10 protein-coding genes are annotated in these 13,394 nt (G+C 55.2%); 3 read left to right on the top strand and 7 right to left on the bottom strand.

Annotated features, from left to right (window positions below; genetic code table 11):
• Window positions 1-118 precede the first annotated feature (118 nt).
• Window positions 119-1,684 (top strand): alkaline phosphatase D family protein, encoded by a 1,566-nt coding sequence (locus QN377_RS00440; protein ID WP_322212884.1) that lies wholly within the window; start codon window positions 119-121, stop codon window positions 1,682-1,684.
• Between the two features lie 333 nt (window positions 1,685-2,017).
• Here the strand turns inward: QN377_RS00440 and QN377_RS00435 are convergent, their stop codons facing one another.
• The 3 genes from QN377_RS00435 to QN377_RS00425 form a co-directional block, all read right to left on the bottom strand.
• Entirely contained in the window at window positions 2,018-2,431 is a 414-nt protein-coding gene (locus tag QN377_RS00435; protein ID WP_095019151.1) for an XRE family transcriptional regulator, read from the bottom strand.
• 6 nt (window positions 2,432-2,437) lie between these two features.
• Window positions 2,438-2,641 (bottom strand): hypothetical protein, encoded by a 204-nt coding sequence (locus QN377_RS00430; RefSeq protein ID WP_095019152.1) that lies wholly within the window; start codon window positions 2,639-2,641, stop codon window positions 2,438-2,440.
• Window positions 2,642-3,199: 558 nt separating this feature from the next.
• Window positions 3,200-3,688, bottom strand: coding sequence for a GNAT family N-acetyltransferase (locus QN377_RS00425; protein WP_095019153.1), 489 nt, complete (start codon window positions 3,686-3,688; stop codon window positions 3,200-3,202).
• A gap of 271 nt (window positions 3,689-3,959) precedes the next feature.
• On the opposite strand from QN377_RS00425, the gene QN377_RS00420 reads away from it, so the two are divergent.
• Window positions 3,960-4,967 carry a hypothetical protein gene (locus QN377_RS00420; protein ID WP_095019154.1) on the top strand — a complete coding sequence of 336 codons (1,008 nt, stop codon included), beginning with the start codon at window positions 3,960-3,962 and terminating at the stop codon, window positions 4,965-4,967.
• 197 nt (window positions 4,968-5,164) lie between these two features.
• Here the strand turns inward: QN377_RS00420 and QN377_RS00415 are convergent, their stop codons facing one another.
• The 4 genes from QN377_RS00415 to QN377_RS00400 form a co-directional block, all read right to left on the bottom strand.
• On the bottom strand, window positions 5,165-6,628 hold the full coding sequence (locus tag QN377_RS00415) for an MFS transporter (protein ID WP_095019155.1): 1,464 nt from the start codon (window positions 6,626-6,628) through the stop codon (window positions 5,165-5,167).
• Window positions 6,629-7,111: 483 nt separating this feature from the next.
• Window positions 7,112-7,741, bottom strand: a complete 630-nt coding sequence (locus tag QN377_RS00410; RefSeq protein WP_322212885.1) for a glutathione S-transferase family protein — start codon at window positions 7,739-7,741, stop codon at window positions 7,112-7,114.
• Between the two features lie 28 nt (window positions 7,742-7,769).
• Window positions 7,770-9,140, bottom strand: a complete 1,371-nt coding sequence (locus QN377_RS00405) for an amidohydrolase family protein (protein ID WP_322212887.1) — start codon at window positions 9,138-9,140, stop codon at window positions 7,770-7,772.
• Between the two features lie 263 nt (window positions 9,141-9,403).
• On the bottom strand, window positions 9,404-11,299 hold the full coding sequence (locus QN377_RS00400; RefSeq protein WP_095019157.1) for a sigma-54-dependent Fis family transcriptional regulator: 1,896 nt from the start codon (window positions 11,297-11,299) through the stop codon (window positions 9,404-9,406).
• Between the two features lie 244 nt (window positions 11,300-11,543).
• Here QN377_RS00400 and QN377_RS00395 point away from each other — a divergent pair, with 244 nt between their 5' ends.
• Complete coding sequence (locus tag QN377_RS00395) at window positions 11,544-13,367, top strand: NAD(P)/FAD-dependent oxidoreductase (protein ID WP_095023915.1); 1,824 nt, start codon at window positions 11,544-11,546, stop codon at window positions 13,365-13,367.
• Window positions 13,368-13,394 lie beyond the last annotated feature (27 nt).

The raw sequence follows: 13,394 nt of genomic DNA, 5'->3' as shown, positions 1-13,394 counted from the left end.
CTGCCTGAAAGTGCCATCAGACATCCAGCATAGCCGGCACGTGGCTGTGCTGCTCTGAAACATGGCTGTCATTGGCAGGGGCTTAAATAGTGACTCCTTCCACTCGAGAAGATCATCCATGTCACAGTTTCCAGTCCGCCGTCGCAGCCTGATCCAAACGCTTTCTGCGGGACTTGTGTTGCCCAGCCTCGCGCCGGCTATCCTGGCGAATGTCCAGGACAGGCCCCAGATGACAGACGGCGTGCAATCCGGGGATCTACTGGGTGACCGCGCGATGGTCTGGAGCCGTAGTGACAGACCAGCCAAACTGGTGGTTGAGTGGGACACCACCAGCACTTTTGCTCAGCCCCGGCGCGCCGCTTCGGCGCAGGCACATGCAGGCACTGACTACACCGCCCGGGTTGAACTCAGAGGGCTGCCCGCCGATCAATCTATCTTTTATCGCGCCTGGTTCGAGGACGCCCGCACCGGAACAGCGGGCGAACCGTGGTTCGGGCACCTGCGCAGTGTGCCAGGGCAGCCGCGGGACATTCGTTTTGTATGGAGTGGTGATACGGTCGGTCAAGGGTTCGGCATCAACCCTGACATAGGCGGCATGCGCATCTACGACGCCATGCGTCGACGCTTGCCGGATTTTTTCTTGCACAGTGGCGACACTATCTACGCAGACGGCCCGGTTCCGGCCCAACAGGTCGTGGAAAATGGTCGCGTCTGGCGCAACCTGACCACTGAAGCCAAAAGCCATGTCGCGGTGACTGTCGACGACTTCCGGGGTAACTACCGATACAACCTGATGGACGAGAACGTGCGGCGGTTTAATGCCGAGGTACCGCAGATATGGCAGTGGGACGACCATGAAACGACCAACAACTGGTCGTCAGGCAAACAGCTTGACTCACGCTATGGCAGTGCCGCCATCAGGGATCTGCTCGGTCCGGCACGGCAAGCCTGGCTCGAGTACTCCCCGATGCGTCCTCAGCCTGGCGATAAGGACGGTCGCATCTACCGGAGCCTCCCTTATGGACCTTTACTGGAGCTCTTTGTGCTGGACATACGCAGTTACCGAGGGAGCAATGACGCCAACTTGTCCGCTGTCCCGGGCCCACAGACGGCGTTTCTCGGGCGTACGCAACTCGACTGGCTCAAGCAGGCGCTGGCACATTCAACGGCCCAGTGGAAAGTGATCGCTGCCGATATGCCGCTTAGCCTGGCCGTGGCGGATGGCGAAATGTCGCCCGGAGTACCGCGCTGGGAGGCAATAGCCAACGGCGACAATGGCAAACCGTTGGGACGAGAAATGGAGATTGGCGAGTTACTGGATTTCCTGCGCCAACGACAGGTCCGTGATGTTGTGTGGCTAACTGCCGATGTGCACTACTGTGCAGCTCACCACTATCATCCTGATCGAGCAGCGTTCCAGCAATTTGAGCCGTTCTGGGAATTTGTCGCCGGACCTTTGAATGCGGGCAGTTTTCCGTCTTGTGCTCTGGACATGACCTTTGGCCCGCAGGTGGTCTTCGAGAAGGCACCGACTGAACCGAACATCTCGCCCCTGGCAGGGCTGCAGTTCTTCGGCGAGGTCAACATTAATGCTCGTGACAAGAGTCTCACGGTAACCCTTCGCGACCTGGACGGTGTAGCGGTGTTTGAGCAGCAGTTGAAGCCTTTCGGGCATGAGGTATAGGCAGGCTTAAGAGTGGAGCCAGTCGTAAATCCGGGCGAGTGGAGGGTAGTCCTGATCCGCTGACCCTGCCGGAGCGGGCATGTCACCATGCGCCAGTAGCAGTCCGGAAGGGGAAACAGGGGGAGGAGAACTGCTTGAACCGGCTTGATTCGCCGTTGTTCGGTCTGGGCATCAGGTCGATTCGCCAGCCAGCTTTCAGAGGGATACTTTCCGGGCGGGACGGGCGTTTTATTCTGAGATTCAAAAACTCCTATTATAACTAAACTAAACAACCATTTAGTAGAGTTATAACCTAATCATCTTAAAAAGACCGATAATAGCAGAATTGGCCTCTCATTCACCCAGTTTCGCGCCCGCGAAACTCTTGTCCTGGTGAAGTTTCTCAAGGAATTCCATCAGATCGGCCTCCCGATAGTCATGAAAGTGCCCGTGTAGAAGCTCTTTCAGCTCTGTTTCACTGAGCCCCAAGATGCCCACAGCCCTTGAGATTCGGCCTTCTGAGTAGGTAATTACCTGGCTGATTTGCGCAACAATTCGAGCTTTTCTGAACATTTCTTCGGGGTTGGCCATGCCGATATCAGCGTAAACGTTGTCTGGAATGTCCGATTTTTCGACTGGAATCAGGCTGTTAACTTCTTCCAATGTTAGCGTTTTGGTGCGATCTGCATTGATCTCTAACAGTCGTTGTTCAGCAATACGAACGTCCTCCAGATCTTCCAGATTGCTAGACTCGTTATCTGTTTTCATGGCTGATTAACCTTGAGCGGCTTGAGACATTTTGGTCAGCGTTAACGAACCGTCAGGCTGTTTTTCAACGGTCAGCGTGTCACCAATGACAAGGCCCATTTGGCTGAGCAGATCATCGGGCAACGGCACGATCATGTCGCCAGTGCTGTCGGCAGCGTCTTGGCAGGTCACAGTCCAGCGTTGGTTTTCAGTACCTGGTGCAGGGTTCATGGTTTTGATCCCAAGATGGTCAGAGGTTGATAATGCCAGTCTGCCTGTTGAAAAGCAGCCTCCACTGACCCTGACGCCCCAATACTAAGGTTCGCATAATGTATATTATGTTAAATCATGTTCATGAAGTTCATAAGGTACTGAATCGACGAATCCGCTTTTGACGTCCACTCTCCCAACGGACCATAGACTTCGATGAGGTGGCTGCCGATGAAGCTGATTCAGTGCCGCTTTTCTTCAGGTCAGCGTGTTCCGCTGCTCGTGCACGCTGCTAACCCGGAGCCGTTGCCCATACGCGTTCTGTTCATCTACGTCCAACTCAAACTCAGGCACCGCGCTTACTATCGGCGGCGGCACATCTGCCTGCGGTCCAGGCTTTCTATACCTATGCCCAAAGTCGAGACGCTCATTTGGATGGCGTCATCTTGGTCTGCCACTTCGAGTCGATTCTGGCGTTGAATAGCCGCGGATTCTCTAGAGCCCCCCGAGCCTCACAATTGAGACTGTTGGGAGCTGAATACCTAAAGCTGCTGCATTAACCGGGCTTTCAAGGTGAGGCTATGGTCGGGCCGCTCTGCTGCGGGTCATATGGATGAGTGCTGATCTACGACTATCCAGAGAACTTCTCTCTTCGACAGCAAAGGGCAAGAAGCCTAGTTTTGGATATAGCAGCAAGCCTGCTGTATTTTCATTGAAGCACGAGATCTGCACCTCTGTGGCGTCATAGCGGTCGAACGCCAGAGCAGTCATCGTCTCCACGATGAAGGTCGCCACACCTTTACCTCGTGCCTCTTGGGCAACGATGACATTGCCGATACAGCAAACTCCACCCGTTTCAGCCCGATAAAAGTTAGCAAAACCGACGACGCTATTCCCCGCTTCGACAACCGTCGAGTCGAATCGTTGAGTAATAGCGTTAGACAGCTGAGCTTCAGTCAGGGGGTATTGAGCTTTCGGGAACATATAAAACAGTTCCTGAGCGTTAAGGGGAAAGCTACAGATAGTTTTGATGTCATCTGCCTTCACTGGCCTGTGTTGCAATATCATCGCGCGTCCTTGAGGTCTATGCATTCGGCATTCTAGCCCACTACTATTTGCTCAAACACCTTGCCTGGTTATCGGGGCACCCTTTGATGCGGCAGCAGCTCCGCAATCTCACTTGCCCGCTGAGTCGACAGGCGCATGAGGACGTCCTTCAAAATGGGTACGCCGCCGTCATCGAGATAGCGCGACAGCGCCATTAAACCTGCCAATTCTTGCTAGAATCACTAAACCCATAAGCACGCTAGTCAAGTCGATCACTAAGGATTGAGATTGCATGATCAAAACCCTGCCAAAAATTATAATTTCAGTTGCTGCACTTTTCGGTATGTTTATTAATTTGCACTTGATCCACACACTTAGCGATCACTCTGCTGTCTCTGGCGTCGAGGAATTGCTCAGTCTAAGGATGTATGACTGGAGCCAGTCAGTGTCCAAGAAATCAGACTTGGGTGGCTTTGTTACGTTTTCGATTCTTGGCGCTGTGATTGCCGCATATGTAGCGTCTAAATTTGAGTTTAATTTGGAAAAGGCCCTGTATTCAATCATCGCTACCGCCATAATATCTGGATTTGTTTTGGGGGGCGTCCAGAATGCTGTGGTATCTCATATTGGCACTTCTTTGGTTGAGAAGTACCCCGCCGCCGCCAAGCGCGCTATTTCCACCTATTATGAGCAACGTCTTGCGTGGCGCGATAACGGCTATAAAAACGTACTCATCCCTGAATATTCCGGCGATAACATTCGCACAATTGAGTCGAAGCTATTCAGTGTCAATATGTTTTATTTGGTTGAGGACCCCCTTTTCGTGACAGGGGACAAGACCAGAGGCAAAGACCTTATGGCACTGTACTTCAATGATGCTGTTGACGCGCAAGTCAAGCAGCAACCATGGGGACTGCCTAAAGATAACTGGATATATGAAGGCTTTGTAAGGGAATTTGATACTGCCCACTACGATTTGCGAAGAGTAAATAATACTGTCGTTGTACCTGTTGTGTTGGCCACGACCATTTTCAGTCTGATCTTAAGCATCTTGGTTTTCATAGGTGAAGTATTTGGATTGGCTGGTGGTAGCTGGCTAAAGATAAGGGTTTATGCAGTGGCGGGTGTTGCTATTGCTTTGCTGGTCACTCCCTTATTCGTGCAAACTCACTATCACTTGACGCCAGCAATACAGCAATTTAACTGCAGCTACAGCTATTGTAATTTGGCACAAGCCGTTATTGATTGGCTTTTCAGATTCGAACTGGGAGTCGTCAAATTAATCTCATTCGTCACCTGAGAATCTAGAGAAGGTCTCATCAGCTGTCTGCTGGCAGGAGACGTTGACCGTCACCTGAGTGCCCTCCTCACCTGCCCGCTGCCAATCGGCGATTTGCTTGCACACTCGGGAGATCACCCAATTGCCGACCTGGGTAAACAGAAGAGCTTTTGTTCCCGTGCAGGCAAGTTTTTTCAACTGCCTGCACGGGCATGACCCTATTTGCTTTTGTGGTGCTTCAACACAAACCAGACCAACAGGCTCAATGCGCCGACCAGTGCAGCCGCCGTCAGTAAAACCATGCTGTGGGAGGCACTAAAAGCTTTTTGCCCGGCTGCAGCAAGCTGCTGGCCTTGAATGCCTCCAAGTGTTTTGGCCGCAATCATCGTTTCACCAATAGACCGGACGGCTGTCTCGGCCATGGCAGATGGAATGCCGTCAGGCAGCTGTATGGATTTTTCATAGGTGGATACGAGAAGAATACCGAAAACGGTTATGCCCAATCCGGTGCCAAGGTCGTAACTCGTGGCCTCAAGGGCTCCGGCAGAGCCCGCTTTCTCCATTGGAATACTGTTCATGATCGCCACTGACGAGGCGGTCAAACCAATGCTCAGGGAAAGCCCCAGTGCCACCAGCATCACAATAACGGCTACCCCGCCGCTGCCCAGGTGTATCTGGGCCAACCCGACCAGACTTGCCGCGGACACCAGCAACGAGCAACTCGCAACCCACCGCAGGCCAATCGCCTTAAGGATGACCCCGGCAAGAGGTCCACCGATTGCAGCCGCAATCATCAGCGGCATCATGAAAATACCGGCCTCCAGGGGGGTACGCCCCATGACGAACTGCAGTTCTTGAGCCAGCAGCAATTCGAACCCGGCAAGCGCACCCATGGTTACCAGGGCCATGACGATACCGGTGCTGACCGCCGGAATGGAAAAAAGGCTCAGATCCAGCATCGGGGTCGTGGTGTGAAGCTGCTTGCGTACAAACCAGACAAGCATCAGTGCTCCGAAGACAAAACAGGCACCGGTTACGAAAACAGAGCTGTTGGTTTTGAAGCCCGATTTGAGGGCGTAAACACTTGCCATGACACCCAGGATCAGAATCAAGGACTGTCCAATGGTCCAGTTTCCATCGCCGACCACACTTCGTCGCGGGATGTAGGCGATCACCAAGGGTATGACCAGCAGCATCACGGGCACATTGATCAGGAACACCGACCCCCACCAGAAATGCTCAAGCAATGCACCACCGACCAAGGGCCCGATGGCGGCTCCGGTGGAGGCAACAGCGCCCCAGATACCCAGCGCTACTGCTTGATCGCTCTGATCTTCAAAGGTTTGTCGAATAATCGCGAGGACGCTGGGCATGACCATGGCGCCGCCGAAGGCCATGAACGCCCGTGCCCCGATCAACGATCCGACATTGGGAGAAAAGGCGGCCAATACCGAACCTGCGCAGAAGATACCCAGCCCGGCCAGCAGCATTCGGCGATGGCCGACCCTGTCCGCAAGCGTGCCCATGGGAATCAGCAGGCTGGCCATCAACAACGGGTAGATGTCGATGATCCACAGAATCTCGGTGCCCGTTGCTTGCAACGCAAGGGTCAGTGACGGAACCGCGACATGAAGAATGGTGTAATCCAGGACAATCGGCATAAAAGCCAGAATGACCGACATGAGGACTAACCAACGGTTTGAGTTGCCATTAGACACAATAAAGAGACCTTTTTACCGGGATCCCGGTCTTCAAACGGTTGTGAGCCGTTTTAAGCCGTTGTTGTTACCACGCTTGCGCCCCAAGGCTGCGCCGCGATGCTAACCCATATCCCCCAGCTTTCCCGCCGTGCAAATGTGAAGCTTTGTGAAGTCCAGGGTTTGAACCAGGACGATCCAGCCCTGCCCTGGAAACTGTAATCTGGCCTGATGAAAAGACACTATCGGCGCCCAGGCAGGCCCTGCTCGACCTCTATCGACTCGGTCCCCCTCAGCAGCGTCTGCCGTTCGGATACTTCCAGTGGGGCTCGGATACAATCTGCTCCAGCCTCTGTGGGAGCGGGCTTGCTCGCGATGGTCGTTAACGATGATGCGTAGTTACTGGGTAAATGCGCGGCCCTGAAGATCATCACGAGCAAGGCCCCCCTATGACCAGCCGCCTCTCAACTATTCGTCGAGTTCATGCTCAAGCTTCAATGCTCGCTTCCAGCTGTCCAGTGCTGCCAGGCGTTGCAGGTAAGCCTGCAGATGTGGGTACTGCGCCCCGCACTTCATCTGCTCGACCACCGTGATGGCAACAAAAGCCAGCATGAAGTCAGCCCCTGACAATGTGTCCCCCACAATGAAGGTTCTGTTCGCAAGCGTACTGTCCAGAAACCTCAGTACTTTATCGAACTCAGTCCGGGTATAGCCGTCCAGGAACTTGAGCTGAGTCCCTGCATTGATTTCAAACTGGGTGAACAGCTTGAGTAGCACCGGCACCATCGCCGAGCTTTCTGCAAAATGAATCCATTGCAGGTACTGAAGATAATCCGGTGAGCTGAACGCGGGCTCCAGCCGGGGCGCAAAGCGGCGAATCAAGTATTCGACGATGGCGCCGGATTCAACCAGCACTTGTCCGTCGAGCTCAATCACCGGTGACTTGCCCAGCGGGTGAATGTCTTTCAGTGAGGCAGGGGCGAGATGAGTGGCAGGATCACGCTGATAGCGAATCAGGGTGTAAGGCTCTCCCATTTCTTCAAGCAGCCAAAGAATACGCAGTGATCGGGACGCGTTGAGGTGGTGAAGTGTGATCATGAAGACTCTCTCTGTTTATGATGGATGATTAGAAGTTCTTCTTATATATTTTCCCGCCTTTCATAATCATGCTGAGAGTTGCATCCGGGGCCTCCAGAAACCCCAGGCTCACCGTGGGATCTCCCTCGACAACCAACAGATCAGCCAATGCACCTGCTTCTATCCGGCCAATTTTACCGGGATATGGATTGCGGGCTCCCGACAGCCCCAACAGGTCCCCATTCATCTTTGTCGCCATGTTCACGACGTCGTGTGCAGCGTAAAACCGGGTCAACTTTGCAAGCTGTCTTCCCTGAGTGGATGTCTTTTGCGGATTAAATAAAACATCAGTCCCCCAGGCCGTTTTTATATTGAAGCGCTGAGCAAACTCATAGGCTCTCGCGGTGCCCTCAGCCACCACGCGCTGGCGCTCACGCCGTACAGGATCAGGATAAACATTGGCATCTTCATCTTGCAGAAAAGGCTGAAGACTCCACCAGATATCGTTGTCTGCCATCATGCGCGCGGTTTCTTCATCCGCCAGTTGGCCATGCTCGATCGATTTCACACCGGCGCGAATGGCACGCTGGATACTTCTGGGCGTGTACGCATGCACCATCACATAGGTGCCCCAATCGGCAGCGGCTTCAACCGCCATTCTTAATTCTGACTCCATAAACTGGGTGCTATCGAGATGGTCATACGTAGACGCAACGCCGCCACCGGCCATCAATTTTAGCTGTGATGCCCCAAGCATAAGCTGTTCTCTGGCCCGTCGGAGCACTTCGGCATCGCCATCAGCTATGGCTGCAGCACCCAGTTGCTCAGTCACGCTCAGTGGTCTGAGTGAGCTGCGGGGAATCTCTGATCGCTTCCTGAAATCACCGTGGCCAGAGGTCTGTGAAATCATTGCGCCGGAAGGATAAATACGAGGCCCTGCAATAACACCCTCATCAATGGCACGCTTCAATGCGAACGAAGGTCCTCCAGGATCGCGAACCGTCGTAAAGCCGCGCATCAAGGTGCTTTCTGCTTCGCGGGCGGCGACTAAATGGATATAGCCCGGGTCTGCGCTCATCGCGTCAAGTTGCGTGATGCCCGCTAACGTAGTGTGCCAATGGGCATCAATCAATCCCGGCATCACCACTCTTCGCCCGCAATCGATAACCACGGCGCCTTCAACCTCTGTATTGGCGGGTAGCAGTGAGTCGATCACGCCACCCTTGATCAGGATGCAGACGTTATCGTCAAGCACAGCGCTACCGTTGAATAAGCGAAGATTCTTGAGCAACAGCGTGCTCGCGCTGGATTCAGCGTTTGTACCTTGTCCTGAGGCACTCGATGCGCGCACTGCAGAAAGTTGTGCACCTTTGGGTTTGATACCGCTATAGACGTCACGTCGAGACAGATCAAGCATCATTCTCGCGTGAAAGTCCTGTATATCCGGCGAGCTACAGGTGCACAGGTCATGTACTTCACGTTCAACATGATGACTGGGTGTAAAACGCGTATTGGACCTGGCAGATTTAAGCCTCATATCGAACGTTCCGTAAGCATTTTCAGGAACAGAGACTATAGATCGAATTAAAAACGCTGATCGAGGGGAAAGCTCGAGAACATTTATCGTTTGTATCCCCGGTGCAGGTACACAGTGACAGGAAGCGCGGCACTGTCGCTTTCCTTTCAACCAGGCCGTGAAATACCGTGGTGTCGCAATTTGCGATAGAGCGTATTTCGGCTAATCCCCAGGCGGGCTGCAACATGGGCGATATGCCAATGTTCTGCCTCGATCAATGCCAGTAGCGTCTGCCGTTCGGATAAGCCAAGCGGATCTTCGGCCAACGCGACTGGCACTGCTACTGCCGGCAGCAACTCCGCCAAATCGTCCAGAGTGACACGCCCCTCCAATGACAACGCTACCAGCGTGCGCAGGCACGTACGCAGCTGCCGGACATTGCCCGGCCAGGGTTGCCTCAGCAAGCGCTCTCTGACGCCGGCCTCCAGCCGGATTCTTGTACCTTTTGTCTCTTCGAGCAGCAGAAGGTCGAGCACACTGCCCTTGTCTGATCGTTCACGCAACGGTGGAAGCTGCACGGTGAACCCGGCAATGCGATAAAACAGATCTTCGCGAAAGCGCCCCCCGACCACACCGGCGTTCAGATCCTGGTGACTCGCACTGATAAGGCGTACGTCGAGCGGACGTGCTGTCGCGCCACCTAGCGGCATCACCTGACGCTCCTCCAGCACTCGCAGCAGTCGGGTCTGAAGCGCCAGGGGCATATCGGCGATTTCATCGAGAAATAGAATGCCGCCATGGGCCTGCTCAAGTTTACCGACCATCCCGTCCTTGCGTGCGCCGGTGAAGCTGCCACCACGATAGCCGAACAGCTCGCTTTCGATCAGCGTTTCCGGAATGGCCGCGCAATTGATCGCCACAAACGGCTGGCCCGCTCTGGAGCTGGCACGATGCAGCGCTGCCGCAAAAGCTTCTTTGCCGGTACCGGTTTCGCCCTGTAAAAATACGGGAACGTCTCGCTCCAAAACCCGTAATGCGCGGGCAAAGCCGCGTTGCAGACGCGGGTCTTCCAGGCATACATGCACGTCGTTGATGATGGGCGCTGGCGGCGTTAGCAAAGGCGATCGGTGCACGGGTTCCCGCAACTGTCCGTAGATCAGGCGCCCGTCCACCAGCCGCATTGGCCAACAGACACTCGTCTGAGCGCTGGCCTGACTCATTATCTGATCCACAGGTGTTTCCAGCAGCATTGTCAGAGGCTGCCCAACCACCTGGTCACGGCTGAGGCCCAGCAGATCCAGCGCAGCATGATTGATTGAACAGATACGGGCACTCTCGTCGAAACTGAGCAGACCTTCACCCAGCAGCCCGACGAAACCAGCCTCAGGGTGCAAGCGCAGCAAGTAGCGATGCGGGTCATGCCCCAGGAAAAACGAGCTCTCGATCAGCCTGGCTGACAAGCTGGTCAATGCCATGGCCTGGAAGTGTTGCTGAAGGCTGTGGTCATCCCTCACGGATGAAAGGTTGAGTACGGCTAGCAGCTCTCCACTCGCATCGAATATCGGGCTCGCCGAGCAGGTAAGTCCGACGTGCTTGCCACGGAAATGCTCATCACGGCGGATGGTGACGTGCTGTCGCTCGACCAGGCAGGTACCGACACCGTTGGTGCCCTCACAATCTTCACTCCATACCGAGCCGAGCCACAACCCGGAACGCTGAACCTCTGCTCGCTCGGATTCGTTGAACACGCTGTCGATGGCCACCCCCCGTGCATCGGTGAGTAGTACCACATGGCCGTCACGCCCGAGTTGTTGGTGCAAGTTGCTCATCTGCCAATGCGCCACGGCGATGATGTGCTCCAGTGGCGCGCGGTGATCCTGCAAGCGTGGATGCTCAACCACGTTAGGTGCGCGGCGACTGGCAGGGTCGAGCTGATACTGGTCCAGGCAGCGGCGCCAGGAGCGTGTAATGGCCAGGTCAGCACCAGGGCTGTGGCTGGCGACAGTGCCCTGCACGGCTTGTAGCACTTGTTGTGCATGGGCGTTGATCAAGGCCGGCTTCATTATTCTTGTTCTCCGTTACGGTCAGGACACGGGTCTGTTGGCAGCTTATATGAAAAGATTGCAACGAGCGCTTTTTGCACCGGGTGACACTCTGTCATCAGCATTTCCAGAAACGTGACAGAGATCCGGATCAAGATCTGAGCCGTAATGCCGCAACGGCTCTGCAACGGGGTTTTGATAGAGATGGCCCGGGCCTTGCTCTGGGTAAGTTGTTACTAAAACAACAAGATCGGGAGAAGCCCCCATGAACATCGCTGTCGAAACCCCCCTGCACACGCCTACGGCTCAGCTTGCCGCTTGGATCGAGAGCCTCAACGAACGTCTCGCCCAGCGTGATCTGGACGGCACGCTGGCATTGTTTGCCAGCGAGTGTCACTGGCGCGACCTGCTGCTTTTCAGTTGGAACCTGGTGACCCTGGAAGGCAAACCTGCCATTCGCGACCTGCTTGAAACACGCCTCGACCAGACTCGCCCCGAGCGGTGGAAAGTGGAAGGTGAAGCGGCGCTGAATAACGGTGTACTCGAAGGCTGGATCAGCCTGGAAACACAAGCGGCGCGAGGTAAAGGCTATGTGCGGCTGAAGGATGGTTTGTGCTGGACGCTGCTGACGGCCATGCGCGAGCTCAAAGGTTTTGAAGAACCCAGTGGTCGCCGTCGTCCGATGGGTGCCAGTCATGGTCACGCCCACGCTGACAAGCGCAACTGGCTGGAGCGCCGCCGCGATGAAGAAGCATCGCTGGGGATCACCACTCAACCCTATTGCCTGATCGTTGGCGGCGGTCAGGGGGGGCTGGGGCTCGCTGCGCGGCTCAAGCGAATGGGCGTGCCTACCCTGATCATCGACAAGGCTGACCGACCCGGCGATCAGTGGCGTGGTCGCTACAAGTCGCTGTGTCTGCACGACCCTGTCTGGTACGACCATATGCCTTACCTGCCCTTCCCCGATCATTGGCCGGTTTTCACCCCAAAAGACCAGATTGGCGACTGGCTGGAAATGTACAGCAAAGTCATGGAGCTCAATTACTGGCCGCGTACGGAATGCGTGAGCGCCAGCTTTGACGAGCAAAGTGGCACCTGGAAGGTTGAAGTACAGCGTGATGGCGAACCTGTGACGCTACTACCGACCCAGTTGATTCTCGCCACCGGCATGTCTGGCGTACCCAATGTGCCACGTTATCCGGGTGCCGAGGTTTTCAATGGGCAGCAGTATCATTCCAGCCGCCATCTCGGTGGCGACGCCTGGAGCGGCAAGCGCGCGGTGGTCATCGGTGCGAACAATTCGGCTCACGACATCTGCGCCGACCTGGTGGAGAACGGCGCCGAGGTGACCATGGTGCAGCGCTCCAGCACCCACATCGTGCGTTCCGACAGTCTGATGGAGCTGGTCTTCGGCGGGCTCTACTCGGAAGACGCCCTGGAGACGGGTTTGACCACGGACAAGGCCGACATGCTGTTCGCCTCGATCCCGTACAAGGTGATGCCAGGCTTTCATCAACCCATCTTTGCGGCGATCAAGGAGCGTGACAAGGACTTCTACGAGCGCCTGGCCAAGGCTGGCTTCATGCTCGATTTCGGTGACGACGAGTCTGGCCTTTTCATGAAGTATGTACGCCGTGGTTCGGGTTACTACATCGATGTCGGCGCCAGCGAACTGATCGCTAACGGCACGATCAAGCTCAAGAGCGCACCTGGCCTTGGTGTCGAATGTATCGAAGCCGATGCCGTCGTACTCAACGATGGCAGCCGCCTACCGGCAGATCTGATCGTCTACGCCACAGGCTATGGCTCAATGAATGGTTGGGCGGCAAAGCTGATTTCCCAGGAAGTAGCTGACAAAGTCGGGCGCTGCTGGGGCCTGGGTTCTGGCACCACGAATGATCCTGGCCCTTACGAGGGCGAACTGCGCAACATGTGGAAGCCGACACAGCAGGAAAACCTCTGGTTCCACGGTGGCAACCTGCATCAGTCGCGGCATTATTCGCTGTATCTGGCGCTGCAGCTAAAAGCGCGCTTCGAAGGGATCAATACCTCCGTCTACGGCCTTGCAAAGAGTCACCACACTGGCTGATTCAAATGGCGCCCAGCTGTGGTTGGG

It is taken from the genome of Pseudomonas sp. CCC4.1, from assembly GCF_035019225.1.
GTDB lineage: Bacteria > Pseudomonadota > Gammaproteobacteria > Pseudomonadales > Pseudomonadaceae > Aquipseudomonas > Aquipseudomonas bubulae.
This window is presented reverse-complemented; position numbering and strand designations above follow the sequence as displayed.

What these genes read in the sequence shown, in the direction of transcription:
- QN377_RS00430 (WP_095019152.1), bottom strand. Translation starts at nt 2,641, where the DNA reads ATGAACCCTGCACCAGGTACTGAAAACCAACGCTGGACTGTGACCTGC.
- QN377_RS00410 (WP_322212885.1), bottom strand. Translation starts at nt 7,741, where the DNA reads ATGATCACACTTCACCACCTCAACGCGTCCCGATCACTGCGTATTCTT.
- QN377_RS00425 (WP_095019153.1), bottom strand. Translation starts at nt 3,688, where the DNA reads ATGATATTGCAACACAGGCCAGTGAAGGCAGATGACATCAAAACTATC.
- QN377_RS00400 (WP_095019157.1), bottom strand. Translation starts at nt 11,299, where the DNA reads ATGAAGCCGGCCTTGATCAACGCCCATGCACAACAAGTGCTACAAGCC.
- QN377_RS00405 (WP_322212887.1), bottom strand. Translation starts at nt 9,140, where the DNA reads ATGATGCTTGATCTGTCTCGACGTGACGTCTATAGCGGTATCAAACCC.
- QN377_RS00395 (WP_095023915.1), top strand. Translation starts at nt 11,544, where the DNA reads ATGAACATCGCTGTCGAAACCCCCCTGCACACGCCTACGGCTCAGCTT.
- QN377_RS00435 (WP_095019151.1), bottom strand. Translation starts at nt 2,431, where the DNA reads ATGAAAACAGATAACGAGTCTAGCAATCTGGAAGATCTGGAGGACGTT.
- QN377_RS00440 (WP_322212884.1), top strand. Translation starts at nt 119, where the DNA reads ATGTCACAGTTTCCAGTCCGCCGTCGCAGCCTGATCCAAACGCTTTCT.
- QN377_RS00415 (WP_095019155.1), bottom strand. Translation starts at nt 6,628, where the DNA reads ATGTCGGTCATTCTGGCTTTTATGCCGATTGTCCTGGATTACACCATT.
- QN377_RS00420 (WP_095019154.1), top strand. Translation starts at nt 3,960, where the DNA reads ATGATCAAAACCCTGCCAAAAATTATAATTTCAGTTGCTGCACTTTTC.